The following is a 22,374-nucleotide window of genomic DNA, read 5'->3' as shown; positions in this document are numbered from 1 at the left end:
GTGCAAGGAAAGGTGGCCAGATGTCCGCGTCCCAGCCCTCACCGGTAGAAACCTGCGACGTGTGCATCGTGGGAGCAGGCATCGCCGGGCTGAATGCTCTGTTCGCCGCGAGTCGATACCTGTCGCGCAACAACAAGGTGATCCTGATCGATCGACGCCCGCGTGCCGGCGGCATGTGGGTCGATGTGTACCCGTATGTGCGCCTGCACCAACCGCATCCGATGTTCACCGCGGGCAACATCGAATGGACCATCGGCAAGGACCGCTCCTATTTGGCGACCAAAGGCGAAGTGCTCGACCATTTTCGGCACTGCGTGGACGTGATCAGGGAACGCGTGCCGGTGGACGAATACTTCGGCTGGGACTTCGAGTCGGAGGAAGAAGCGAACGGAATCGTCCGGGTTACCGCCAGCGCTGCCGACGGCCGGAAGCTGGTCGTCGAGGCCAAGCGATTGATCAAAGCCTATGGCCTCGGAATCACGCCGAACGAGCCGCTGCGCATCTCCAGCACGCGCGTCCATTCGGTGTCGCCCGACTACTGCGACGTCCGGTCGGGCGACATCAGCGAAAGCGATGCGCCGGTGTGGATCGTCGGCGGCGGAAAGACCGCGATGGACACCGCGCATGCGTTGATCACCGCATACCCCGGCCGCGAGGTGAACCTCGTCGCCGGCCGGGGAACCTTCTTCTCCTGCCGCGACAGTCTGTTTCCGAGCGGCATCCGGCGGTGGTGGAAGGGCACACCTACGAGCAACCTCGGCACACAATTGAGTAGCCGGTACGACGGCACCAATGAATCAGACGTCCAAGGTTGGTACCGGGCCACCCATGGCACGTTCTTAACCCCGCAGGCGGACAACTTCGTGCTGGGAGTGTTGTCGCGGGCCGAGAACCGCACGATCTGCGCGGGGCTAACCGATGTCCTGATGGACTATTTCGAGGATGCGGTCGATCACAACGACACGACCGAGTTGGTGTTCCGCAGCGGATCGACGAAGACGATCGAACCGGGCAGCTGGGTCGTCAACTGCACGGGATACGTCAAATTCCCCGACGACTATCCCTACGAGCCATACGTTTCGCCCAGTGGTGCAGTCGCTTCCATCAACGTGCGCTCGGCCATACTGCACCTGCCCGCGTTCATCGGGTATTTCCTGGGCCACCTACTGTTCTTGGACAAACTCAATGACGTTCCGCTCTACGAAGTCGACTGGATGAGCCTGAGGCAGAAGGCGCCGCTGGCTTTTCCGTACGTGCTCTTCGCGCTCGTCCAGCACAACCTCAGCCTGATCTACGACAACGTGCCCAGGAGCGTTTTCGACGAAAACGGACTCGATTTCGATAAGTGGTACCCGCTGCCGCGCCGCCTGCCAAGCGTGGCGCGGTTCCTGCTCACGCACCGCCGGGAACGCGAGCGTCAGCGCCGTGTTCTCGACACGGTGCGGCAGCGTTTCGACATCCGCTGCGGTCCGCTGGGCCAGGAGTATGCACCAAGCGCCACAACGTAATTGGGGTCGTCAGCAACCGCTGGTCACCTTGGTGGCCAACGCCGCGAGCTTCTCGTCGAGTTTTTGTGCAGCACTGTGCAATTCCGCGTTGGGCTCCACCACCATCAGCGACGACGGCTTGACGTAAGTCAGGCTGCTCCCGGTGCCCTCGTCGAGTAACAGCACCTCGACCGGGGCGAACAAGCCGGCCGTGACGTCGTGGCGCAGCATGGTGATGGCGATCAGCGGATTGCCCAGAATCACCCGCAAAGCCTTGCGCTCGATTCCGGCCCTGGTGATCCAGGCGCCGTGGTCGAATAGGCCGAACAGCATGAAACCGCTTGGTCCGACGTAGGATTCGACGCGTTCCTGGTAGGAGCTCCAGTCGTCGCCTGACGTCGCTATGTCGTTGATCGGCACCGGCCGCTGGCCGATGTCGGCGAGCAATGCAGCACGTAGTTCGTCGTAGCTCTTGTCGCTGTCGTAGCGCACTCGAATGCCGTCGAAGGGTATTTCGCGTGGATCGGGGGCGGACATCGTCGGCTACAGCTTCCCTTGCCGCTGGTCCTCGCCGATCTTGAGTATCGGCGTGCGATTCTCCGGTTGGATCCGCTCCCAAAGGCCGCCCGCACCGTTGTCGCGTGCAAGTTGATCTTGACGCCTGAACCACTGCTCGGCACTCCTGATCCGATTCGGGTGGATCTCATCGAGCAGCGCATAGTCCCGTTTGACCACCCGGTATTTCCAGAGATTCCAGAAGCCGGTGAAGTTGTCGCGTACGGTCATGGTGCTCTTGTCCTTCCGGTCGGCGTTGTACCCGGCGGGCGCGTCGGCGATGACGCTGAGCGGGCCGCTTCGCCAGTACGTGTCCAGGTCGGTGTCGACGTACCGCGCCGGACGCCCGGTGACCTTCTCGAACGCCGCGGCGAGATCGGCGTAGGCGATATCGTCGACAGCGACCTCGAGGTCCATGCCGTTCGCACGCTCGGGATGGTCGAAAAGCCAACGCACGTAGTAGCCGCAGTCCTCGAGCGACACGTGCGGCACCGCCCCGTCGCCGAGTGGAACACGCCACGTCAGGACGTCGTCCTCCACGGTGGGCGTCATCGGTGTACCCGGGGAGATCACCATCTCGATGTAGGGGCCCGAGGTGAACAGCGCCGCGCCCATCCGATCGCGATTCACCTGATTTTGGAACAGGATCCACTCGCCGATGCGACCTTTGCCGTCGTAATGACCGGTGCGGAACCGGGAGTCGTATGCCGCCTTCTTCAGGCCGTAGTCGAGGTTTCCGTACACGAAGAACTTGACTCCTTCTTCGATGGCGATCTCGTAACTGCGGAACGCCCAGTAGGTCTCGCTCTTCTCGCCGGTGTTGAACCCGTCGATGTTGACAAAGGCTCCGTCGCAACCGTGGAACCCCTCGCGCAGCATCGCTTCGTCGGCGAAGGATCCCTCCACGGCGGACACGTTTTTGAGTTCAAGCAGTTCTTTGGCTCGCCGGCTGCCGGCGTCGCGGGTGAGAAACCGAACCGAGTATTTCTCGTCCGCGACGAGCGCGCGGATGATGGGCATGCCCTGGGCTCCCGTGCCGCCGACGACGAAGATGTTCGACGTGGTGTGAGACATCGGTCCGCTCACAACCGCTCGATGATGGTGGCGTTGGCCATGCCGCCGCCCTCGCACATTGTCTGCAGGCCGTAGCGGCCGCCGCGTTGCTCCAAAGCGTTGACGAGCGTGGTCATGATGCGAGCGCCGCTGGCGCCCAACGGATGACCGATCGCGATCGCGCCGCCGTTGACATTGGTCTTGGTCAGGTCGGCGCCGGTGTCCTGAGCCCAGGCCAGCACGACGGGCGCGAACGCCTCGTTCACCTCGAACAGGTCGATGTCGGCGAGCGTCAGGCCCGCCTTCGACAACACCTTCTCGGTGGCCGGAATGACGCCGGTCAGCATGTACAGCGGGTCGGAGCCCACCACGGTGGTGGTGTGGATCCGGGCCAGCGGGCGTAGTCCAAATTTCGTGGCGACCTCGCTGCTGGTGATCAACACCGCGGCGCTGCCATCGGACAGCGGCGACGAATTGCCGGGTGTGATCTCCCAATTGATCTGCGGGAAACGGGCTTTGGCCGCGTCGCTGTAGAATGCCGGCTGCAACCCGGCCAGCGTGTCGACCGTGGTGCCGGGGCGGATGATCTCGTCGGTGGCCAGCCCGGCGATCGGGATGAGCTCGTTGTCGAACAGGCCCTCCTTGGTGGCGCGGGCGGCCTTTTCGTGGCTGCCGGCGGAGAACTCGTCGAGCTGGGTGCGCGAGAAGTTCCACTTCGCGGCGATCAGTTCGGCGCTGATGCCCTGCGGCACCAGGCCGTCGGGATACCGCCGGGTCATGTCCTCGCCCATCGGGTTGCTGCCCGGCAATACCTGGGTGCCCATCGGGACACGGCTCATCGACTCCACGCCGGCGGCGATGACCAAGTCGTAGGCGCCAGCGATGACGCCCTGGGCCGCGAAGCTGATGGCCTGCTGGCTGCTGCCGCACTGCCGGTCGATCGAAACGCCGGGAACCGACTCCGGGAACCCCGCGCCCAGCAGGGCATTACGCGCGATGTTGGCCGCCTGGTCACCGACCTGAGTGACCGCGCCGGCGATGACGTCGTCGACTTGCGCCGGATCCACGCCGGTACGCGCCACCAGCTCGCGCAGGCTGTGTGCCAGCAGATCTGCCGGCAGCACGTCGTGCAGCGCGCCACTGGCCTTGCCCTTGCCGATGGGGGTGCGGACGGCTCCGACGATGACGGCGTCGCGGTTCATGACTCCTCCTCGAGTCTTGTTCATCTAGGTATAGCTTGCTGTACCCAGATAAACACCTCGGTATGCTTAAAGCAACCCAGCCGCGGAGGTGATTTAGATGACACTGCTGCAAGGACCGCTGGCCGACCGCGACGCCTGGTCGGCGGTGGGCGAGTGCGCGATCGAGAAGACGATGGCCGTCGTCGGAACCAAGTCCGCGATGCTGATCATGCGCGAGGCCTACTACGGCACCACCCGATTCGACGACTTCGCCCGCCGGGTCGGCATCACCAAGGCCGCCACCTCGGCGCGGCTGAGCGAACTGGTCGAGCTGGGATTGCTACGGCGCCAGCCCTATCGAGAGCCCGGGCAGCGCAGCCGCGACGAGTACGTGCTCACCGACTCCGGCATCGCATTCATGCCGGTGGTGTGGGCGATGTTCGAGTGGGGGAGACATCATCTGCCCGGCCGCAACCGGCTGCGGCTGGTCCACCTGGACTGCGGCGCCGAGGCGAGCGTCGAAATCCGTTGTGCGGAAGGGCATCTGGTGCCGCCAGACGAGCTCGGCATGCGACTGGCTAAGAAGTCTGGTTGAGCGCGGCCAGCAGCCGGCGCGCCGCGGCGACCCGGCGCACGGCGGGCCCGGTCAACGTGTCCAGGGCGCACTCGGGGTCGGCCGGCGGGCCCATGTGCCCGCAGCCGCGCGGGCAATCCGCAATGGCCTCGGCCAAATCGGAAAACGCCATCATGACGTCGTCGGGCTGGATGTGTGCCAGCCCGAAGGACCGGATGCCCGGCGTGTCGATCACCCAGCCGGTGGTGCCCAGCGGCTCGGTCAGCGGCAGCGCCACCGACTGTGTCGAGGTGTGCCGTCCTCTGCCGATGTCGGTCACGTCGCCGACGGCACGGTCCGCGGCGGGCACGAGACGGTTGACCAAGGTGGACTTGCCGACGCCCGAATGCCCGAGCAGCACGGTGATCTTGCCCGCGAGCAGGTCCGCGACGGCCAGCAGGGGGTCGTCGCGGCCGGCGGCGACCACGGTCAGGTCCAGGTCGACGAACTGTTCCGCGAACGGCTCGGGCGGGGCGAGGTCGGTCTTGGTCAGGCACAAGATCGGCGTGAGGCCGCCGGCGTAGGCGGCGATCAGCGTCCGGTCCACCAGGCCGGTGCGGGGCGGCGGGTCGGCCAGTGCCACCACGATGAGCAGCTGATCGGCGTTGGCCACCACCACCCGTTCGGTCGGATCGGTGTCATCGGCGGTGCGCCGCAACACCGTTCGGCGCTCGCCGCGGCGCACGATGCGGGCCAGCGTATCCGCCCGCCCGGACAGGTCGCCGACCACGTCGACGTCGTCGCCCACGACGATCGGGGTGCGGCCCAGTTCGCGGGCCCGCATGGCGGTGACCCGGCGATCGACGTCGCCGCCCAGCACGCATCCCCACCGGCCGCGGTCGACGCTGACCACCATCGCGGCTTCGGCGTCGGCGTGCTCGGGGCGGGTCTTGGTCCGCGGCCGCGACCCCCGGCCGGAGCGGATCTTGACGTCGGACTCGTCGTAGTCGCCGGGCCTCACATGCCGTGCCCCAGCATCCGGGCCCACAGCTGCGGAAAGTCGGGCAACGTCTTGCTGGTGGCGCCGATGTCGCTCACCTCGACCCCGTCCACCCGCAGCCCGACGATCGCGCCCGCCATCGCCATCCGGTGGTCGGCGTACGCGTGCCACGTCCCGGCGCGCAGCGGCGTCGCGGTGATCACCAGGCCGTCGGACGTTTCCTCGCAATCGCCGCCGAGGCGGTTGATCTCGGCGCTCAGCGCGGCGAGCCGGTCGGTCTCGTGCCCTCGCAGGTGAGCGATGCCGGTGAGCCGGGATACCGATCCGGGCGTCGCCAGCGCCGCCAGGGCGGCCACCGAGGGTGTCAGCTCGCCCACGGCGCGCAGGTCGACGTCGAAGCCGCCGTACTCCTCGGAACCGCGCACCTCCAGAGACGAATCGGTCTGCTTCACAACGGTATTCAACTTGCCTAACACGGACAAAATGTCGTCGGCGGGCTGCACGCTGTCGGCCGGCCAGCCGGTGATGCGCACCGAACCGCCGCTGACCACCGCCGCCGCAAGGAACGGTACGGCGTTCGTCAGATCCGGCTCGACCTGCCAGTGCCGCGCCGCCACCGGCCCGGGGCGAACGGTCCAGCTGTTGGGAACGGAATCGTCGACGTCGACGCCGGCCTGCCGCAACATCACCACCGTCATCGCGATGTGCGGGGCCGACGGCAGTGCCGGACCGGTGTGTCGCACGGTCAGACCCTCGGTGAACGAGGGCGCGCACAACAGCAACCCCGAGACGAACTGCGAGGAGGCCGAGGCGTCGATTTCCACGGTGCCGCCGCTGATCGAGCCGGCGCCCAGCACCCGGAACGGCAGGCCGGAGCCGTCGATCCGGACGCCGAGCCCGCGCAGCGCGTCCAGCAGCGGCGCGATGGGCCGCGCCCGGGCCTGCTCGTCGCCGTCGAACTCCACCACCGACTCGGCCAGCGCCGCCAGCGGCGGCACGAACCGCAGCACCGTGCCGGCCAGGCCGCAATCGACTTGCGCCGGCGTCTCCGGATCGACGCGACCGCTAACCGTCAGCTCCGTCCCGTCTCCGTCGACACGCAACCCCAGCGTGCGCAACGCCCCGATCATCAGGTCGGTGTCCCGGCTGCGCAGCGCCCCGCTGATGGTCGGGGTGCCTTGGTCCAGGGCCGCCGCCAGCCCCGCGAGCACCAGGGCCCGGTTGGTCTGCGACTTCGAACCCGGAACGGTCACGGTCGCCCGCACGGGCTGCGATGCCACGGGGGCCGTCCACGCACTCATCGGTCCATCATTGCCTGTCGCCGGTTTCTGCCACCAATAGGATTCGGTGGCTCTGCCACTATGGAATGTATGTGTGGACGGTTCGCGGTAACGACCGATCCGGCCCTGCTGGCGGAGAAGATCAAGGCGATCGACGAGGCGACCGGCGCCGACGCATCCGCGCCCAACTACAACGTGGCCCCGACCTCGACCATCGCGACCGTCGTCAGCCGGCATTCCGAGCCCGACGACCAGCCGACGCGGCGGGTGCGGCTGATGCGCTGGGGCTTGGTGCCGCCGTGGGCCAAGGCCGGTGCCGACGGCGCGCCGGACACCAAGGGCCCGATGCTGATCAACGCTCGCGCGGACAAGGTCACCACGTCGCCCGCCTTCCGGACCAGCGCCAAATCCAAGCGCTGCCTGATCCCGATGGATGGCTACTACGAATGGCGGGTCAATTCGGACGATGCCGCCGGGAAGAAGACCCGCAAGACGCCGTTTTTCATGTACTCCGAAGACGGCGAGCCGCTGTTCATGGCGGGTCTGTGGTCGGTGTGGAAACCCGCCAAAGACGCCGCACCACTGCTGAGCTGCACCATCATCACCACCGATGCGCCGGGGGAACTGGCGCAGATTCACGATCGGATGCCCTTGGTGATGCCCGAACGCGACTGGGACCGGTGGCTGGACCCGGACGCCGCGATCGATGAAAACCTGCTGGCCCGCACACCCGATGTGCGCGCCATTCGGACGCGCGAGGTGTCGACGTTGGTCAACAACGTCCGCAACAACGGCCCGCAGTTGCTCGAGCCGGCCGAGCCGCAGCCCGAACAGATGAAAATTCTCTAGCGCTGCCTTAGCGCGACGTCGTCATCGGTGCGTTGTTCGCCGATTCGTGATGACTCGATTGAGCAACGGTTTTGTGGCACATACATACCTATTTCTCACCGATGTGGCGCGGGAGAACCCGTCGGCCTGACCATCGATCTCATGACGAGTGCACTGCTTTGCCCCGAGCTTTGCCCCGAGTGCAGCTTTCCCGAACTCGCACCCGGTCTGTGCTACTTCTGCGCTCCCGTTGTCGAAACGCCAGTAATCGCTCTCACGACCGCCCGGCGGCCTAGGGGACCGCGTGCCGACGCCGAGCGCAGCTTGGCTGCCGCGGGCTGACGCGGAAAGCGCCCCGGGGCGACGGCGCCTGAATTTCGCCGGGCGTCTCCCACTCCTTGCGGTCGCGACCGACGAGCGGGGGCAGATCATCTGCAACTGCCTACTGGGCTTCGAAGACCATTGCGCCGCAACGCTTTTTTCGACACAGCCGGTCCGACGCGGCGATCACCGTCAGCCAGGGGGTTGCCGAGGACTGGGGCGAGGTCAACTCGCCGCGCGACGAGGACATCAAGGTGGCCATGCACCGCCGGCCGCCGACGCGCACGAGGCGCTGTTGGCCGCACCGAAGATTGCTGGGATGGCCTGGCCCGATAAGTCCATCAACGAATTGAGGACGTCCGAATGAACATCGTCAACTTCGACTTCACCGGCTCTCAGGTGCTGGTTACCGGCGGCACCAACGGCATCGGGAACGCCATCGCCACCGGCTTCGCCGCCGCTGGGGCCACCGTCACGGTGACCGGCACCCGCGGGTCGGCCGCGGACTATCCCGGAAAGGAGCTGGGCGCGTTCGCGTACCGGCAGTGCCAGATTCAGGATGCCGAATCGGTTGACGCCCTGGCGGATTCGCTGGGGGACCTGGATATCCTGATCAACAACGCGGGTGGCCCCTATCCCGCCGGCGACGAATACGACCCGGATGGCTACGTCGCGTCGGTCGCGCAGAACATGCTCGGTCCGATGCGGCTGACGATGCGATGTCACGAACGGCTCAAGTCCAGCCAGGCGCTGGGCGGCGCGAGCGTCGTCAGCGTGGTCTCGATGTCCGCTTTCCGCTCGGCGGTCTTCGTCCCCGGCTATGCCTCGGCGAAGATGGGCCTGATCGCACTGACTATGAACCTGTCCCGCCGGTGGGCCGACGACGGGATCCGGGTCAACGCCATCGCGCCGGGGCTCATCGACACCCGAATCACGAAACCGGCCATGGGAATTCCCGAGGTGATGGACGTCGAGATCGGCTTCCACACCCCGCTGGGCAGGCCGGGTACACCCCGGGACTGCGCTGGCGCGGCGCTATTCTTGTGTACCGACGCCGCCTCGTATATCACCGGCAGCACCATCGCCGTCGACGGCGGATACCTGACGGTCTAACGCAAAAGCGACCACAACCTGTGGCGGTGGGCCGCAGAGCCCCATGATGAACATCGATCTCGTCGCGAACTGGGAGAAGTACGCCCTGATCGTCAGCCACACGATCCCGTTCGACAACGTCGGCGAAGCGCTCGAGCTGGCCCACACTCCGGGGGCCGCCGACAAGGTCGTCGTCACGTTCTGCTGATGTCGGCGGTGACCGCGCCGGTGAGGCGGACCAGATCCTGCGGCGCCACCGCGACCTCCCAGCCCCGGCGCCCGGCACTGCAGAACACCCGATCCCACGCCAGCGCACCGGAATCGACAACGGTCGGCAGCTTTTTGCGCTGACCGAACGGCGACACCGCACCGAGCACGTACCCGGTCGCCCGCTCGGCGACGGCGGCGTCGGCCATGGATGCCTTGGCAACCCCCAGCGCGGTGGCCGCCGCCTTCAGCGAGAGCCGGGCGCTCGCCGGCACGATCGCGACCGCCAGCCCGCCCGGAACCGTGACGACCAGCGTTTTGAATATCTGCCCGGGTTCGACGCCGGCTGCCTCGGTGAGCGCTTTGACCGCCTCCGCGCCGAACGACTGCTCCCGCCGGTCGTGCTCGAACGTCAGGACTTCGTGCGGCACACCGGCTTTCACCAACGCGGCAATGCCCGGTGTGGCGGCCACGCTATTACGGGCCCGTGTACCCCGGCGGGTTGACGCCATCGACCCAGAAGTCGACGCCGAGCTTCGAGCCGGGAATGCAGTCGTAGGTGGACAGGTCCGTGACGCCGGATTCCACCAGCACGTCCTCGCACAGCAGCATGTTGCCGGTGAACTCCTTGGCCGGCTTGTTGAGGATGACGTAGGCCGCATCGGAGTAGATCTCGGGCTTGCGGGCCCGTCCCATCGCCTCGTCGCCGCCGAGCAGGTTCTGCACCGCGGCGGTGGCCACCAGCGTGCGCGGCCACAACGTGTTGGACGCGATGCCCTCTTCGCGCATCTCCTGCGCGATGCCCAACGCGCACAACGTCATACCGAACTTGGCCATCATGTACGCCGTCGGCTTCAGCCACTCCTGGCCCAGCAGCACCGGCGGGGACAGCGTCAGGATGTGCGGGTTCTCCCGGCCCTTCATGTGGGGCAGGCACGCTTGGGAGACCGCGTACGTGCCCCGCACCTGGATGCCGTTCATCAGGTCGAACCGCTTCATCGGCACCTCGGAGATGGATCCCAGGTTGATCGCCGACGCGTTGTTGACGCAGATGTCGATGCCGCCGAACTGCTCGACGGTCTTGGCCACAGCCGCCTCGACCGATTCCGGGTCGCGGACGTCCCCGACGATGGGCAGCGCCTGCCCACCGGCTTCCTCGAGTTCCTTGGCCGCCGTGAACACCGTTCCGGGCAGCTTCGGGTGCGGCTCGGCCGTCTTGGCGATCAGGGCGATGTTGGCGCCGTCCTGCGCGGCGCGCTTGGCGATCGCCAGGCCGATACCGCGGCTGGCGCCGGAGATGAACATGGTCTTGCCGTTCAGGGACATGGCGTCACACTAACGCCACGCCCGAACCGCCGGGATCGGGGTCCGATCGGGCCGGCAGGCACCGGTATCGCGCCACATCGGGCTGCGGAAATAGCGAGGTCGTGCGAGGCGTTGATCCAGTCGGTTTCAGATGCGGTGGAGCAGGCCCGGACGGACGGTGTCGGGGTCAGCCTTTAGATTGGGAGGAGCAGCGTGGTGTCAACGGCGACGAGCCTGTTAGGCGAGGAGCGGTTGGCTGGCTTCCTTGCCAGTCCGGTGGCGCTTTCCGTGCTCTCCGGCAACACCGCCGCAGAAGGGACCGGGTTGATCGACATGGCCGATGCTGAAGATGGCCGCGATGGTGCGACGGGGCCCGAGACTGCCGAGCCCGCAGCGCCCGAAGAGACGGACGCCGAGCTAACGGCGCGGTTCGAGCGCGACGCTATCCCCCTGCTGGACCAGCTCTACGGTGGCGCGCTGCGCATGACGCGCAATCCCGCCGACGCCGAAGACCTGCTGCAAGAGACTATGGTCAAGGCCTATGCGGGCTTCCGGTCGTTCCGGGCCGGCACCAATCTCAAGGCGTGGCTGTACCGGATCCTGACCAACACCTACATCAACAGCTATCGCAAGAAACAGCGCCAACCCGCGGAATACCCGACCGAGGAGATCACCGACTGGCAGCTGGCCTCCAACGCCGAGCATTCGTCCACCGGGCTGCGTTCAGCAGAGGTGGAGGCACTCGAGGCGCTGCCGGACTCGGAGATCAAAGACGCGCTGGCGGCTTTGCCGGAAGAATTTCGGATGGCGGTCTACTACGCCGACGTCGAAGGTTTCCCGTATAAGGAAATCGCCGAGATCATGGATACGCCGATCGGAACGGTAATGTCACGGCTGCACCGCGGCCGCCGGCAGTTGCGTGGCCTGTTGGCCGACGTTGCCAAGGAGCGGGGCTTCAACCGCGGTCAGCAGACGCACGAGGAGGTGTCGTCATGAGCGAGTTCTCCGGCCAGGGCGGTGCCTCGCCCGACGCCTGCCCCAACGACGAGTCGCACGGCAGCGTCGGCTGCGCGGAGGTCATCCGGCAGGTCTGGCTGCTGCTCGACGGTGAATGCGGCCCGGACACCCGCGAACAGCTGCGCCGGCACCTCGAGGCATGCCCCGGCTGCTTCAAGCACTACGGGCTCGAAGAGCGGATCAAGGCGTTGATCGCCACCAAATGCAAGGGCGAGAAGGCCCCCGAGGGGTTGCGCGAGCGGCTACGCCTCGAGATCCGGCGCACCACGATCATTCGGGGCACGCAGTAGCGTCGCTCTAGGCGTTGGGGCGCTTGCCGTGGTTGGCCTTGCTGTGCTTGCGGTCGCGCTTCTTACGGCCTCGTTTGGCCATGGTGAAAACCTCCGTGATTGCTGTCAAACTGGGCGCCCCGCGCCCGTTGGCTTGACGGCCATTCTCTCACGGGACGTCCTATGCAGTGTCTTCGCCCTCGCGGGGCCCCTCCGGGCCCCGTGCGCCGCGGCCCCGACCGGCGCTGTGGTTCGATGTATCCGAGCCTGATGGGCGGAAAAGAACCGTGATGACCAGCAGCCAGCCTGCGCGAAGGCCGAGACGAGTGGGGTGAAGATGGCGGAGGATGTGCGCGCCGAGATCGTGGCCAGCGTGCTCGAAGTCGTTGTGAACGAGGGCGACCAGATCGGCAAAGGCGACATCGTGGTGCTGTTGGAGTCGATGAAGATGGAGATCCCCGTCCTGGCCGAAGTGGGCGGCACGGTCAGCAAGGTCAGCGTGTCGGTGGGTGACGTGATTCAGGCCGGCGACCTCATCGCGGTGATCAGCTAGCCTTTCGGACCCCCTCGACCAACCGCCGGGAACGACCCGGGGAGTGAGCGATGTCAACTCTCGGTGACCTGCTCGCCGAACACACCATGTTGCCCGGCAACGCGGTGGACCACCTGCACGCGGTGGTCGGGGAGTGGCAGCTGCTGGCCGACCTCTCCTTCGCCGACTACCTGATGTGGGTGCGGCGCGACGACGGCGTGCTGGTCTGTGTGGCGCAGTGCCGGCCGAACACGGCGCCCACGGCGCTGCAGACCGACGCGGTAGGCACCGCCGTCGGATCCGACCGATTGGCCCTCGTGGCCGAGACGTTCGCGTCGGGCACCGCGCAGCGCAACGACGTTGCCGGACAACAGGATTCGTGGTTGCCAGGCACCCACATCGAGGCGTCTCCGGTGCGTTATGGCGGCAAGGTGGTGGCCGTGCTCACCCACCATCAGACCGCGTTGGCCGCCGACCGCACGTCCGGTCAGCTGGAGATCGCCTACCGGGAGTGCGCCACCGACCTGGTCCACATGCTCGCCGAGGGAACCTTTCCGGACGTCGGGGACGTGGTGATGTCGCGCTCGACCCCGCGCGCGGGCGATGGCTTCATCCGCCTCGACGTGCACGGCGTCGTCGCGTACGCGAGTCCCAACGCGCTGTCCGCCTACCACCGGATGGGCCTGACCACCGAACTGGAGGGGCGCAACCTCATCGAGGTCACGCGCCCGCTGATCTCCGACCCGTTCGAGGCCCAGGAGGTGGCCGAGCATGTAAGTGATCTGGTGGCCGGCGGGCGCAGCATGCGCATGGAGGTCGACGCCGGCGGAGCCACCGTGCTGCTGCGCACGCTGCCGTTGATAGTCGACGGCGCCAGCGCCGGTGCCGCGGTGCTGATCCGCGACGTCACCGAGGTCAAGCGTCGCGACCGGGCCCTGATATCCAAGGACGCCACCATCCGGGAGATCCACCACCGGGTCAAGAACAACCTGCAAACCGTGGCGGCGCTGTTGCGCCTGCAGGCCCGCCGGACCGTCAACGCCGAGGGGCGCGAGGCCCTGATCGAGTCGGTGCGGCGGGTGTCGTCGATCGCGTTGGTGCACGACGCGCTGTCGATGTCGGTGGACGAGCAGGTCAACCTCGACGAGGTGATCGACCGCATCCTGCCGATCATGAACGACGTCGCGTCGGTGGACCGGCCGATCCGCATCAACCGGGTCGGCGACCTGGGTGTGCTGGACTCCGACCGGGCCACCGCGCTGATCATGGTGATCACCGAACTGGTGCAGAACGCGATCGAACACGCCTTTGACCCAGCGGCCGAAGAGGGCTCGGTGACGATTCGCGCCGAGCGATCCGCCCGCTGGCTCGACGTCGTGGTGCACGACGACGGACGCGGCCTGCCGGAGGGATTCAGCCTGGAGAACTCCGACAGCCTCGGTCTGCAGATCGTGCGGACGCTGGTGTCGGCCGAGTTGGACGGCACGCTGGGCATGAGTGAGGCGCCCGCCCGCGGCACCGATGTGGTGCTACGGGTGCCCATCGGCCGGCGGACCCGATTGCTGCTGTAGGCGTGCGCACTGACTTACACGCAAAGGTGCGGCCCCGACTTTCGTCGAGGCCGCACTATTTGCGTTATGTGGGTTAAACCCCGCTGCGGGCCTTCGTCCGGGCGTTGCGACGCTTCAACGCACGCCGCTCGTCTTCGCTCATGCCGCCCCAGACGCCCGAGTCCTGGCCAGTGTTCAGGGCCCAACCAAGGCACTCTGTGGTCACCGGACACCGATTACAGACCAGTTTCGCGTCAGCGATCTGCGCGAGCGCCGGGCCGCTGTTCCCTACCGGGAAGAACAGCTCCGGGTCCTCGTCACGACAGACCGCCTTGTGGCGCCAATCCATACGTCTTTACTCCTCACTGAGTGCGCAGCAAGGCGCACGGCCATTTTCTTCGGCTGTTTAACGCGTGCAGAAGAAAAGGAGTCCGGACTCCTACGTAGTTTCTGCATGCAACCTTTTGATCGTTTCACAGGCTCAACAGATGTCAATAGCGTGAGTTCGCTCGTGGGCTATCTCACTTTGATCATCTAGTCGCCAAGCCCTCACTCCGTTGTACTACACTCCGCGGGCTGCTTCGGTGTGATTTTCTCTTCGCACGCCGCCTCGGCGGCTATCGGAGCAGGTCAGCGCCATTTCTGTTGAGGTGGCGCAACCACCGCCAGCGCGTCCGGGACCGCCTTGAAAGTCATGGTTTCGCGCACGCCGAGGTAATCGCCGTCGAACTGGCAGGCCACTGCGCCTGCGGTCGAGGTAACTCGCACGCACGGCAGGTCGTCCTCGGTAATGAGGTGCTTGAAGTCGAACTTGGGCCGTTTTGCGAACATCTGCCGCACGATTCGCAGGGTGGGGATCGTCTTCATGGTGGTAGGCGCGAACACCCCCAGGCCCGACTCGAAGCTGCAGCCGGGATTGGTCCACACCGGCCGTTCGTTGGCGAAGGTCCACGGGCTGGAGTTCGACACGAACGCGAAGCTGACGCCGGTGATGGGTTCGCGGCCGGGAAGTTCCAGCGTCAGCATCGGTTCGCGGCGCGTGTAGCCCCACACGGCGGGCACCGCCGCGCGGATGTAGCGCCACGCCGAAACCTTGCCGCCCTTGTCCCGTTCGGCCTCGACCGCGGCCACCACCTCGGCATCGACGCCCATGCCGGTGTTGAACACCGCCCAGCGTTCGCCGCAGTCGATCAGGCCGATCCGCCGCCAGGCTTGGCGCCGCTGGTAGTCGTCGAGCAGCTGGATGAGCTGATTGGTGGCCGCGACCGGATCCGCGGAAATACCCAGGGACCGCGCCAGCACGTTCGCCGAACCGCCGGGCACCACGGCAACCGCGGGTATCGGTCCGCCCGGAAGCGGCCCCGGCCGGCCGAGCAGGCCGTTGACCACCCCGCTCACCGTGCCGTCGCCGCCGTGCACCACCACCAGATCGATCCCGTCGGCGACGGCCTTCTGCGCGAGCTCGGTGCCGTGACCACGGTGGTTGGTGTGTTCGACGGTGAGCTGCAGGCGGCTCTTGAGCGCGTGGGCCAGCAGGTCGCGACCGGCCGGGGTGGTGGAAGTGGCTGTGGGGTTGACGATCAGCACGGCCCGCATGAGCCACGAGCTTAGGCGGGCCGGTTAAGGCCACGCTGTGGGGGAACCGCCGGGGACCGGGCGGCTGCCCTGGCTACGCTGACGCTGTGACGCCGCCAGCCGCCCCGATCGCCGTTCGCCGCGCCGGCCTGATCGTCGTGTTGCAGGGGATCGCGGCATTGATCGTGGCGGTGGTGTTGGTGGTCAGGGGCATCGCGGGAGCCGATCAGCAGGTGGTCAACGGCCTGGCAACGGCGGGTTGGTTCGTCTTGGTCGGCGCCGGGGTGATCGCCGCGGGGCGCGCGCTGATTTTCGGCAAGCGCTGGGGCCGCGGGTTGGCGGTCATCACCCAGCTGTTGTTGTTGCCGGTGGCGTGGTACCTGGCGGTCGGATCACATCAGCCGGGATTCGGGATTCCGGCGGGCGCGGTGGCGCTGATCGTGCTGGGATTGCTGTTCAGTCCCGCCGCGGTGCGCTGGGCCGCCGGCGATCAGGGCGACTCCGCCAAGCCGGCCAACGACGCCCCGGACAGCCGGTAGGTCGTCCATTCGTTCTGCGGCTCCCCGCCGATGCCGTCGTAGAGCGTGATGGCGTCGGCGTTCCAGTTGAGAACCGCCCAGGACAGCCGCGTGTATCCGCGCCGCAGGCATTCGGAGGCCAGCGTGGCCAGCAGCGCGCGGGCCAGCCCACGCCGGCGAAACTCCGGCCGCACGAACAGGTCTTCCAGATAGATGCCCGCGACGCCGTCCCAGGTGGAGTAGTTGAGGAACCACAGCGCCATCGCCGCGACCTCGCCGTCCACCTCGGCCACGTGGCCGTACACGGTCGGCGGGTCACCGAAAAGCGCTGCGGCGATTTGCGTTTCGGTCACCGTACACTGATCGGCGGCGTGCTCGAAGTCGGCTAACGCGTGGATCATGCCGGTGATCGCGGTGGCGTCGTGCGGCGCGGCGCGGCGGATGTGGTGGCTCATCGCTCAACTCCCAGAGCGTTGAGGATCGTGCCGAATTTCGTTGTGGTTTCGGCGAGTTCCTCGTCGGGATCGGACTCGGCGACGATACCGCCGCCGGCCCGCGCCAGCGCGCTGCGCCGGTCCGCCGACAGCTGCGCGCAGCGCAGCGACACCACCCAGCGGCCGTCGCCGCGGGCGTCGCACCACCCCACCGCCCCGGCGTAGAACCCGCGGTCGCCCTCCAGTTCGGTGATCAGCCGCATCGCCGCCTTGGTCGGCACCCCGCCGACCGCGGGGGTGGGGTGCAGCGCCAACGCCAAATCGATTGCGGTGCTTGATGTGTCACGCAAGCGTCCGGTGATCGGCGTGCACAGATGCCAGACCGTGGCGGTGTTGCTCAGCTGTGGTTCGGCGGCGATGGACAGGTCGTCGCACAGCGGCTCCAGGGCAGTCCTGATGGATTCGATGACCAGCTGGTGCTCGTGACGGTTCTTGGCCGAGGCGGCCAGCGCGGCGCCGTTCTCGGCGTCGGTCCGCGGGTCGGCGGCGCGCGGGGCCGAGCCGGCGAACGGCCGGCATTCAACGCGGCCACCGCTGCGGGCCACCAGCACCTCGGGGCTGGCGCCCACCAGGGCAGCGCCCGCGTACTCGCCGCCGGCGGCGGTCAGGTCGACCAGGTAGCCGTAGGCCGCCGGGTCCGCGGCAATGAGCCGGCGCAGGATCACGCGCGCATCCAGCGGGGCATCGGCAACCAGGCGCAGGGCGCGGGCCAGTACCACCTTGTCCAGCGGGTTGTCGGCCGCGGCGAGCTGCTCGCAGGAGCGGCGGATCCGGTCGCGGTATTCGACCGGCGGCGGCACGGCTTCGGCCACCCGCACCGGCGGCAGGCCGTCGCGCGGCCAGTCCGGGGGTCCGTTCGTGGCGGCCACCGTCTCGGGCGTCAACAGCGCAGCCGGCCTGGTGACGTCGAAAGGCAACGCGCCCAACACAATCGGCGCTTCCCCCGATTGCAGCGCGGCCTGCGCCGCACCCACCTCGCCGTAACGGCGCCGCACACCTTCGGCAATCAGGGTTCTGGTCGGCCCGCACAGCGCGAATGGCGGTTGGTTGCTCACTGACCGGTCAATCCGAGCGCCCGCAGCTGCCGTACCCCGTGCTCGAACCCGCAGACCGCGATCGACGCGGTGATCATGCCGAAGCGGCTGCCCTCGACCAGCGGCAGTTCTACCCAGCGGGTGATCACCGCGCGGGAGAAGTGGCCGTGGCTGACGAAGATGACGTCACGCGCCTCCATGTGCTCCAGCGCCGTCGCGACGGCCGCGTCGGCGCGCTCGCTGACCTGCTCGACGGTCTCACCACCCGGGCAGCCGTGCGTCCACACCAGCCAATCGGGCACCGTCTCGTGGATCTGCTCCGTGGTCAGGCCCTCGTAGGAGCCGTAGTCCCATTCGGTCAGCAGCTCGGACATTTCGTCGACGGACAGCCCGGCCAGCTGCGCGGTGGTCAGGGAACGCTGCCGCGGACTGCTGATCACCAGGGGATCAACGAGTTTGAGTTCTCGGAGTACGTCGCCGGCCAGCTCGGCCTGCGTTCGGCCGGCCTCGGTCAGCTCGACCTCGGTGCGGCCGGTGTGCTGGCCGGACTTCGACCACTCGGTCTCGCCGTGACGCAGCAGCACCAGGCGGTGGTTGTGCAAGCCCATATCGATCGATTCTGCCGGACGACGCGCGGTGGTTGCTCAGGCCGCAGCGCACGGCGGGCGAACGTGCCAGGATGGGCGTTGTTGAGCGCATGGCGATTACGCAGAGGGGAGAGCCGCGCCTATGGCTGCTAAGACCCGGGTATTGGCGGTGGCCAACCAAAAGGGGGGTGTCGCCAAGACGACCACGGTCGCGTCGCTGGGTGCGGCGATGCTGGACGAGGACAAACGGGTGCTGCTGGTCGACCTCGATCCGCAGGGCTGCCTGACGTTCTCGTTGGGCCAAGACCCGGACAAGCTACCGGTCTCCGTGCACGAGGTGCTGCTCGGCGACGTCGAACCCAACGCCGCGCTGGTCGAGACGGCGGAGGGGATGACGCTACTGCCGGCCAACATCGACCTGGCCGGCGCCGAGGCCATGCTGCTGATGCGGGCCGGTCGCGAATACGCGCTCAAGCGCGCCCTGGCCAAACTCGGCGACGAGTTCGACGTGGTGATCATCGACTGCCCGCCGTCGCTGGGCGTGCTCACCCTCAACGGGCTGACGGCCGCCGACGAGGTCATCGTGCCGCTGCAGTGCGAGACCCTCGCGCACCGCGGGGTCGGCCAGTTCCTGCGTACCGTCTCCGACGTCCAGCAGATCACCAACCCGGAGCTGCGACTGCTCGGCGCCCTGCCGACGCTGTACGACTCGCGCACCACCCACACCCGCGACGTCCTGGCCGACGTCGCCGACCGGTACAACCTGCCGGTGCTGGCCCCGCCGATTCCCCGCACCGTGCGATTCGCCGAGGCCAGCGCCTCCGGCTCGTCGGTGATGGCCGGCCGCAAGAACAAGGGCGCGGTGGCCTACGGCGATCTGGCGGCGGCGTTGCTGAAGCATTGGAAGAGCGGCAAGCCGCTGCCGACGTTCGCCGTCGAGGTCTAACTAGCCCAGTGCGACCAGGGTGTCACCGCGCTGCTCGAGCACCCGGGACCCGATCACGGCCGGGAACACCGGATTGCCCGGCGGCGGGGCGCTCGTCGACCGGTCCACCGGAATGTAGCGTTCGTTGGCGCCGCTCAGCGGGTCGTAGACCCCGATCGCGTCGGTGAGAGGCACCAGCAGCCGGCCCGCCATCATCACCCCGGGACCCAGCGGCGTCTTGTCGCCCGCGGCGATGGTGTAGCGCAGCGCCAGCGTGTTCGCGTCGAAGACCATCAGCGAATCGCCGGTCCACCAGGTGATCTGGCTGCCAGGGTGCGAGACCGCGGCCGAGCGCGACGGCGGCTTGGGCAGCGGGGTGCTGGACACGGTGGCGCCGGTTTGGTCGATCACGTCGACGCGAGGTTGCGGCGCGGGCAGGTAGACCGCGGTGGTGTTCTCCGCGACGGTCAGCACCCGGGCGCCCGAATCCGGCGCGATCCCCGGTTCGGCCACGATGTGTTGCTGGGGTTCGTCGTCGTCCTTGCCCGGCCGCAGCAGCACCAGCCGCAGGTCGGCCTGATTCGCGCAGCTCTCCAGCACCGACACCGCCTGCGAGCTGGCCGCGGCCGAGATCAGCTTGCATCCGGAGTGCAGTCCGCGCGTCGACGGCTTCACCCGCGCGTCGGTCTCGCCGTAGGCCAGCATCCGGACCATGTCTGAACGCCACAGCTCCAGCCGGGTGTCGCCGACCGACAACACCGTCATGCCGTCGGAGGAGAGCCGCACCCTCGGGTCGGCGTAGCCGCTGCGGGCGGGCCCCCGACGGCCGGTGGCGCCGTCGAGCGTGCTCACCTGGCCGCAGCCGCGTTCGTCGCGGTAGACGCCGACGGCGTAGCGGTACAGCCAGGTGACCCCGCACAGGTCGATGTCGCGGGCGTAGCTCCAGCGGGACTGGCCGGTATCGGGATCGCGCCCGTCGATCTGGCGCCCGGCGGCGGTGACGACCTCCCCGCCGGCTACCACCGGGGCGGTGGTGGCCGGGCTGGCGGCGCTCCACAGCTGCTTCAGGCCGGCGGGCACCTGACGGGCCGGGGTGGGGTTGGGTGCGGGAAAGGCCGCGGGCCGGCTGATGGTGGCGCGGGCGTCGCTGCTCCACCAGACCAGCGCCGCGATGGCGGCGACGACGACCACGATGGCCGCGGCGGCGACGATGTCGCCTGTGGTCCGGCGCTCGGGTCTGACCATGCGTCGGCGCGAACCTCTAGTTGCTCTGCGTGCCGGCCGCGGCCGCGGTGGCGGCTTGCCCTTCGGCGGGCTTGCGACGCCGGCGGCGGCGCCGGGTGGAGCCCGCGTTGCCCGGGGGCGAGGCGGTCGCGGTGTCCGCGGTGGCCTCGCCGTTGCTGCTGGCGGCCCCGTTGCCCGACGGGTGCGCGGTGACGGGTTGGCCGCCCCGGGTGCGCCGGCGGGTGCCGGAGCGGCGCGCGGGCCGCTCCGACTTCTGCTCCGGCTTCCTGCCGTCGCGGTCACCGCCGCGGCGCTGGCCTTGCGGCTTGCGGGCCGCGCCCACGGTGCCGGTGGCCTCGGCGGGGATGCCCATCTCGGCGTGGAGGTGCGGCGAATTGGAGTAGGTCTCGGCGGGCTCGGGGCAGTCCAGCCCCAGCGCCTTGTCGATCAGCGACCAGCGGGGTAGCTCGTCCCAGTCCACCAGGGTGACCGCGATACCGGTCTTGCCTGCGCGGCCGGTACGGCCGATGCGGTGCACGTAGGCCTGTTCGTCCTCGGGGATCTGGTAGTTGATGACATGGGTGATGTCGTCGATGTCGATGCCGCGGGCGGCGACGTCGGTGGCGACCAGCACGTCGATCTCGCCGGTGCGGAAGGCCTTCAGCGCCTTCTCGCGGGCCGCCTGGCCCAGGTCGCCGTGCACCGCGCCCACCGCGAAGCCGCGCTCGGCCAGCTCGTCGGCCACCTTTTGGGCGGTGCGCTTGGTGCGGGTGAAGATCATCGTCGCGCCGCGGCCCTCGGCCTGCAGCACCCGGCTGACCAGCTCCACCTTGTCCAGGGCGTGGGCCCGGTAGACGTACTGAACGGTGGTGTCGTGGGTGGCCGCCGAGTGCGGCGCTTCCGCCCGGATGTGGGTGGGCTGGTTCATGAAGGTGCGGGCCAGCGTGATGATCGGGTCCGGCATGGTCGCCGAGAACAGCATGGATTGCCGGTCGGTCGGGATTTGGCGCAGGATGCGTTCGATGTCGGGCAGGAAGCCCAGGTCGAGCATCTCGTCGGCCTCGTCGAGCACCAGCACCGACAGCCCGCCCAGTTGCAGGTGGTTCTGCTGGCTCAGGTCGAGCAGCCGGCCCGGCGTGCCCACCACGACGTCGGCGCCGGCGCGCAGCGCCTCGATCTGCGGCTCGTAGGGGCGTCCGCCGTAGATGGGGACCACCGAGAGCGGCCGGCCGCCCTCGGCGATCAGGTGCTTGGCCGCGAGCGTGAGGTCATCGGTGACCTGCAGGCACAGCTCGCGGGTGGGCACGACGATCAGCGCCCGCGGTGTGCCGTTGAGGGGCCGCGCGGCGGTGCCGGCGGTGATGCGCTGCAGCAGCGGCACGCCGAATGCGAACGTCTTGCCCATGCCCGTGCGGGCCTGCCCGATCAGGTCGTCGCCGGCGAGCGCCATCGGCAGGGTCAGTTCTTGAATGGCGAAAGGGGTTTCGATCCCCTTTTCGGCGAGCGCGCGCACGATTTCGTCGCGGACGCCGAGTTGCGCAAATGTGGGTTGGGGGGTCAGTTCAGTTGTGCTGGTGAGTGCGGTCATGCGTGGGTAGGTAGCCTCTCGGTGACGTATCGGTTTGTGTCGGTATTTCTCTGTCGCGGTCACGCGCGCACGAGTTCCGACTCCGATTTCGTCGCCGAGTCGCCGGCCCTGGCTCAGTCTGGGATGGCCCAGTTAGGGCGGGCCAGCTGTGCACGCACATTTCGCCGATAGCGGCTTGAAAAACAAATACGGCATGAAT

Annotated in this window: 25 protein-coding genes and 1 pseudogene; 11 read left to right on the top strand and 15 right to left on the bottom strand. The window is 67.9% G+C overall.

What is annotated here, in order from left to right:
* The first annotated feature begins 20 nt into the window (after positions 1 to 20).
* The gene (locus AC5Y30_RS19325; RefSeq protein WP_499920298.1) at positions 21 to 1,508 is read left to right on the top strand and encodes an FAD-dependent oxidoreductase; all 1,488 of its coding nucleotides are present in this window, start codon (positions 21 to 23) and stop codon (positions 1,506 to 1,508) included.
* A 9-nt stretch (positions 1,509 to 1,517) separates the two neighbouring features.
* Here the strand turns inward: AC5Y30_RS19325 and AC5Y30_RS19320 are convergent, their stop codons facing one another.
* The 3 genes from AC5Y30_RS19320 to AC5Y30_RS19310 are packed head-to-tail and all read right to left on the bottom strand — an operon-like array spanning position 1,518 to position 4,297.
* Positions 1,518 to 2,024: a DUF302 domain-containing protein gene (locus tag AC5Y30_RS19320; RefSeq protein WP_499920297.1), complete on the bottom strand. Its 507-nt coding sequence runs from the start codon at positions 2,022 to 2,024 to the stop codon at positions 1,518 to 1,520.
* Between the two features lie 6 nt (positions 2,025 to 2,030).
* A complete protein-coding gene (locus AC5Y30_RS19315; RefSeq protein ID WP_499920730.1) occupies positions 2,031 to 3,116 on the bottom strand; it encodes an NmrA family NAD(P)-binding protein in 1,086 nt (361 codons plus the stop codon).
* Between the two features lie 8 nt (positions 3,117 to 3,124).
* On the bottom strand, positions 3,125 to 4,297 hold the full coding sequence (locus tag AC5Y30_RS19310) for a thiolase family protein (RefSeq protein WP_499920295.1): 1,173 nt from the start codon (positions 4,295 to 4,297) through the stop codon (positions 3,125 to 3,127).
* A 97-nt stretch (positions 4,298 to 4,394) separates the two neighbouring features.
* On the opposite strand from AC5Y30_RS19310, the gene AC5Y30_RS19305 reads away from it, so the two are divergent.
* Positions 4,395 to 4,871 (top strand): winged helix-turn-helix transcriptional regulator, encoded by a 477-nt coding sequence (locus AC5Y30_RS19305; protein WP_499920293.1) that lies wholly within the window; start codon positions 4,395 to 4,397, stop codon positions 4,869 to 4,871.
* Here the strand turns inward: AC5Y30_RS19305 and rsgA are convergent.
* Together rsgA and aroA are read right to left on the bottom strand one after the other, a co-directional pair.
* Positions 4,855 to 5,850: a ribosome small subunit-dependent GTPase A gene (gene rsgA / locus AC5Y30_RS19300; RefSeq protein ID WP_499920291.1), complete on the bottom strand. Its 996-nt coding sequence runs from the start codon at positions 5,848 to 5,850 to the stop codon at positions 4,855 to 4,857. The genes AC5Y30_RS19305 and rsgA overlap by 17 nt on opposite strands.
* Positions 5,847 to 7,130 carry a 3-phosphoshikimate 1-carboxyvinyltransferase gene (gene aroA / locus AC5Y30_RS19295; RefSeq protein ID WP_499920289.1) on the bottom strand — a complete coding sequence of 428 codons (1,284 nt, stop codon included), beginning with the start codon at positions 7,128 to 7,130 and terminating at the stop codon, positions 5,847 to 5,849. Before aroA ends, rsgA begins: the two co-directional genes overlap by 4 nt.
* 69 nt (positions 7,131 to 7,199) lie before the next feature.
* Here aroA and AC5Y30_RS19290 point away from each other — a divergent pair, with 69 nt between their 5' ends.
* From AC5Y30_RS19290 to AC5Y30_RS19280, 3 genes and pseudogenes are all read left to right on the top strand, one after another.
* Positions 7,200 to 7,958 carry an SOS response-associated peptidase gene (locus AC5Y30_RS19290; protein WP_499920287.1) on the top strand — a complete coding sequence of 253 codons (759 nt, stop codon included), beginning with the start codon at positions 7,200 to 7,202 and terminating at the stop codon, positions 7,956 to 7,958.
* 663 nt (positions 7,959 to 8,621) lie between these two features.
* Entirely contained in the window at positions 8,622 to 9,371 is a 750-nt protein-coding gene (locus tag AC5Y30_RS19285; protein WP_499920285.1) for an SDR family NAD(P)-dependent oxidoreductase, read from the top strand.
* A 55-nt stretch (positions 9,372 to 9,426) separates the two neighbouring features.
* Positions 9,427 to 9,558: pseudogene (locus AC5Y30_RS19280) on the top strand (theronine dehydrogenase); the annotation flags it as partial.
* Here AC5Y30_RS19280 and AC5Y30_RS19275 read toward each other — a convergent pair.
* Positions 9,545 to 10,069 carry an aminoacyl-tRNA deacylase gene (locus tag AC5Y30_RS19275; protein WP_499920284.1) on the bottom strand — a complete coding sequence of 175 codons (525 nt, stop codon included), beginning with the start codon at positions 10,067 to 10,069 and terminating at the stop codon, positions 9,545 to 9,547. The pseudogene AC5Y30_RS19280 and the gene AC5Y30_RS19275 overlap by 14 nt on opposite strands.
* Positions 10,035 to 10,883: an SDR family oxidoreductase gene (locus tag AC5Y30_RS19270; RefSeq protein WP_499920282.1), complete on the bottom strand. Its 849-nt coding sequence runs from the start codon at positions 10,881 to 10,883 to the stop codon at positions 10,035 to 10,037. Before AC5Y30_RS19270 ends, AC5Y30_RS19275 begins: the two co-directional genes overlap by 35 nt.
* Positions 10,884 to 11,195: 312 nt before the next feature.
* On the opposite strand from AC5Y30_RS19270, the gene AC5Y30_RS19265 reads away from it, so the two are divergent.
* Positions 11,196 to 11,858 (top strand): sigma-70 family RNA polymerase sigma factor, encoded by a 663-nt coding sequence (locus AC5Y30_RS19265; RefSeq protein WP_499920728.1) that lies wholly within the window; start codon positions 11,196 to 11,198, stop codon positions 11,856 to 11,858.
* The gene (rsrA, locus tag AC5Y30_RS19260) at positions 11,855 to 12,169 is read left to right on the top strand and encodes a mycothiol system anti-sigma-R factor (protein ID WP_499920281.1); all 315 of its coding nucleotides are present in this window, start codon (positions 11,855 to 11,857) and stop codon (positions 12,167 to 12,169) included. Before AC5Y30_RS19265 ends, rsrA begins: the two co-directional genes overlap by 4 nt.
* Before the next feature lie 7 nt (positions 12,170 to 12,176).
* Here rsrA and AC5Y30_RS19255 read toward each other — a convergent pair whose 3' ends face one another.
* Positions 12,177 to 12,251 (bottom strand): 50S ribosomal protein bL37, encoded by a 75-nt coding sequence (locus tag AC5Y30_RS19255; protein ID WP_011728008.1) that lies wholly within the window; start codon positions 12,249 to 12,251, stop codon positions 12,177 to 12,179.
* A 234-nt stretch (positions 12,252 to 12,485) separates the two neighbouring features.
* On the opposite strand from AC5Y30_RS19255, the gene AC5Y30_RS19250 reads away from it, so the two are divergent.
* Both AC5Y30_RS19250 and AC5Y30_RS19245 read left to right on the top strand, forming a co-directional pair.
* A complete protein-coding gene (locus AC5Y30_RS19250; RefSeq protein WP_007773063.1) occupies positions 12,486 to 12,701 on the top strand; it encodes a biotin/lipoyl-binding carrier protein in 216 nt (71 codons plus the stop codon).
* 50 nt (positions 12,702 to 12,751) lie between these two features.
* Positions 12,752 to 14,251, top strand: a complete 1,500-nt coding sequence (locus AC5Y30_RS19245; protein ID WP_499920279.1) for a sensor histidine kinase — start codon at positions 12,752 to 12,754, stop codon at positions 14,249 to 14,251.
* Between the two features lie 73 nt (positions 14,252 to 14,324).
* On the opposite strand, the gene whiB1 is transcribed toward AC5Y30_RS19245, so the two are convergent.
* Together whiB1 and AC5Y30_RS19235 are read right to left on the bottom strand one after the other, a co-directional pair.
* Positions 14,325 to 14,579, bottom strand: coding sequence for a transcriptional regulator WhiB1 (whiB1, locus tag AC5Y30_RS19240; protein WP_003874607.1), 255 nt, complete (start codon positions 14,577 to 14,579; stop codon positions 14,325 to 14,327).
* Positions 14,580 to 14,860: 281 nt separating this feature from the next.
* Entirely contained in the window at positions 14,861 to 15,826 is a 966-nt protein-coding gene (locus AC5Y30_RS19235) for a diacylglycerol/lipid kinase family protein (protein WP_499920277.1), read from the bottom strand.
* Positions 15,827 to 15,912: 86 nt separating this feature from the next.
* Between AC5Y30_RS19235 and AC5Y30_RS19230 the strand changes: the two genes are divergently transcribed.
* Positions 15,913 to 16,344 carry a hypothetical protein gene (locus tag AC5Y30_RS19230; RefSeq protein ID WP_499920275.1) on the top strand — a complete coding sequence of 144 codons (432 nt, stop codon included), beginning with the start codon at positions 15,913 to 15,915 and terminating at the stop codon, positions 16,342 to 16,344.
* Here AC5Y30_RS19230 and AC5Y30_RS19225 read toward each other — a convergent pair.
* The 3 genes from AC5Y30_RS19225 to AC5Y30_RS19215 are packed head-to-tail and all read right to left on the bottom strand — an operon-like array spanning position 16,296 to position 18,459.
* Positions 16,296 to 16,778, bottom strand: a complete 483-nt coding sequence (locus AC5Y30_RS19225; RefSeq protein ID WP_499920273.1) for a GNAT family N-acetyltransferase — start codon at positions 16,776 to 16,778, stop codon at positions 16,296 to 16,298. The genes AC5Y30_RS19230 and AC5Y30_RS19225 overlap by 49 nt on opposite strands.
* On the bottom strand, positions 16,775 to 17,872 hold the full coding sequence (locus tag AC5Y30_RS19220; RefSeq protein WP_499920271.1) for an isochorismate synthase: 1,098 nt from the start codon (positions 17,870 to 17,872) through the stop codon (positions 16,775 to 16,777). The genes AC5Y30_RS19225 and AC5Y30_RS19220 overlap by 4 nt, the downstream gene beginning before the upstream one ends.
* Positions 17,869 to 18,459 (bottom strand): acid phosphatase, encoded by a 591-nt coding sequence (locus AC5Y30_RS19215; RefSeq protein ID WP_499920270.1) that lies wholly within the window; start codon positions 18,457 to 18,459, stop codon positions 17,869 to 17,871. The genes AC5Y30_RS19220 and AC5Y30_RS19215 overlap by 4 nt, the downstream gene beginning before the upstream one ends.
* A 121-nt stretch (positions 18,460 to 18,580) precedes the next feature.
* Here AC5Y30_RS19215 and AC5Y30_RS19210 point away from each other — a divergent pair, with 121 nt between their 5' ends.
* Positions 18,581 to 19,384, top strand: a complete 804-nt coding sequence (locus AC5Y30_RS19210; protein WP_499920269.1) for a ParA family protein — start codon at positions 18,581 to 18,583, stop codon at positions 19,382 to 19,384.
* On the opposite strand, the gene AC5Y30_RS19205 is transcribed toward AC5Y30_RS19210, so the two are convergent.
* Together AC5Y30_RS19205 and AC5Y30_RS19200 are read right to left on the bottom strand one after the other, a co-directional pair.
* A complete protein-coding gene (locus tag AC5Y30_RS19205) occupies positions 19,385 to 20,608 on the bottom strand; it encodes an Rv3212 family protein (RefSeq protein WP_499920268.1) in 1,224 nt (407 codons plus the stop codon).
* Between the two features lie 16 nt (positions 20,609 to 20,624).
* Positions 20,625 to 22,175 (bottom strand): DEAD/DEAH box helicase, encoded by a 1,551-nt coding sequence (locus AC5Y30_RS19200; RefSeq protein ID WP_499920267.1) that lies wholly within the window; start codon positions 22,173 to 22,175, stop codon positions 20,625 to 20,627.
* Between the last annotated feature and the right edge of the window lie 199 nt (positions 22,176 to 22,374).

The sequence above is a fragment of the Mycobacterium sp. NGS27 genome (assembly GCF_059813005.1).
This window is presented reverse-complemented; position numbering and strand designations above follow the sequence as displayed.

What these genes read in the sequence shown, in the direction of transcription:
- AC5Y30_RS19325 (WP_499920298.1), top strand. Translation starts at nt 21, where the DNA reads ATGTCCGCGTCCCAGCCCTCACCGGTAGAAACCTGCGACGTGTGCATC.
- AC5Y30_RS19320 (WP_499920297.1), bottom strand. Translation starts at nt 2,024, where the DNA reads ATGTCCGCCCCCGATCCACGCGAAATACCCTTCGACGGCATTCGAGTG.
- AC5Y30_RS19315 (WP_499920730.1), bottom strand. Translation starts at nt 3,116, where the DNA reads ATGTCTCACACCACGTCGAACATCTTCGTCGTCGGCGGCACGGGAGCC.
- AC5Y30_RS19310 (WP_499920295.1), bottom strand. Translation starts at nt 4,297, where the DNA reads ATGAACCGCGACGCCGTCATCGTCGGAGCCGTCCGCACCCCCATCGGC.
- AC5Y30_RS19305 (WP_499920293.1), top strand. Translation starts at nt 4,395, where the DNA reads ATGACACTGCTGCAAGGACCGCTGGCCGACCGCGACGCCTGGTCGGCG.
- aroA (WP_499920289.1), bottom strand. Translation starts at nt 7,130, where the DNA reads ATGAGTGCGTGGACGGCCCCCGTGGCATCGCAGCCCGTGCGGGCGACC.
- AC5Y30_RS19290 (WP_499920287.1), top strand. Translation starts at nt 7,200, where the DNA reads ATGTGTGGACGGTTCGCGGTAACGACCGATCCGGCCCTGCTGGCGGAG.
- AC5Y30_RS19285 (WP_499920285.1), top strand. Translation starts at nt 8,622, where the DNA reads ATGAACATCGTCAACTTCGACTTCACCGGCTCTCAGGTGCTGGTTACC.
- AC5Y30_RS19275 (WP_499920284.1), bottom strand. Translation starts at nt 10,069, where the DNA reads ATGGCGTCAACCCGCCGGGGTACACGGGCCCGTAATAGCGTGGCCGCC.
- AC5Y30_RS19270 (WP_499920282.1), bottom strand. Translation starts at nt 10,883, where the DNA reads ATGTCCCTGAACGGCAAGACCATGTTCATCTCCGGCGCCAGCCGCGGT.
- AC5Y30_RS19265 (WP_499920728.1), top strand. Translation starts at nt 11,196, where the DNA reads ATGGCCGATGCTGAAGATGGCCGCGATGGTGCGACGGGGCCCGAGACT.
- rsrA (WP_499920281.1), top strand. Translation starts at nt 11,855, where the DNA reads ATGAGCGAGTTCTCCGGCCAGGGCGGTGCCTCGCCCGACGCCTGCCCC.
- AC5Y30_RS19250 (WP_007773063.1), top strand. Translation starts at nt 12,486, where the DNA reads ATGGCGGAGGATGTGCGCGCCGAGATCGTGGCCAGCGTGCTCGAAGTC.
- AC5Y30_RS19245 (WP_499920279.1), top strand. Translation starts at nt 12,752, where the DNA reads ATGTCAACTCTCGGTGACCTGCTCGCCGAACACACCATGTTGCCCGGC.
- whiB1 (WP_003874607.1), bottom strand. Translation starts at nt 14,579, where the DNA reads ATGGATTGGCGCCACAAGGCGGTCTGTCGTGACGAGGACCCGGAGCTG.
- AC5Y30_RS19235 (WP_499920277.1), bottom strand. Translation starts at nt 15,826, where the DNA reads ATGCGGGCCGTGCTGATCGTCAACCCCACAGCCACTTCCACCACCCCG.
- AC5Y30_RS19225 (WP_499920273.1), bottom strand. Translation starts at nt 16,778, where the DNA reads ATGAGCCACCACATCCGCCGCGCCGCGCCGCACGACGCCACCGCGATC.
- AC5Y30_RS19215 (WP_499920270.1), bottom strand. Translation starts at nt 18,459, where the DNA reads ATGGGCTTGCACAACCACCGCCTGGTGCTGCTGCGTCACGGCGAGACC.
- AC5Y30_RS19210 (WP_499920269.1), top strand. Translation starts at nt 18,581, where the DNA reads ATGGCTGCTAAGACCCGGGTATTGGCGGTGGCCAACCAAAAGGGGGGT.
- AC5Y30_RS19205 (WP_499920268.1), bottom strand. Translation starts at nt 20,608, where the DNA reads ATGGTCAGACCCGAGCGCCGGACCACAGGCGACATCGTCGCCGCCGCG.
- AC5Y30_RS19200 (WP_499920267.1), bottom strand. Translation starts at nt 22,175, where the DNA reads ATGACCGCACTCACCAGCACAACTGAACTGACCCCCCAACCCACATTT.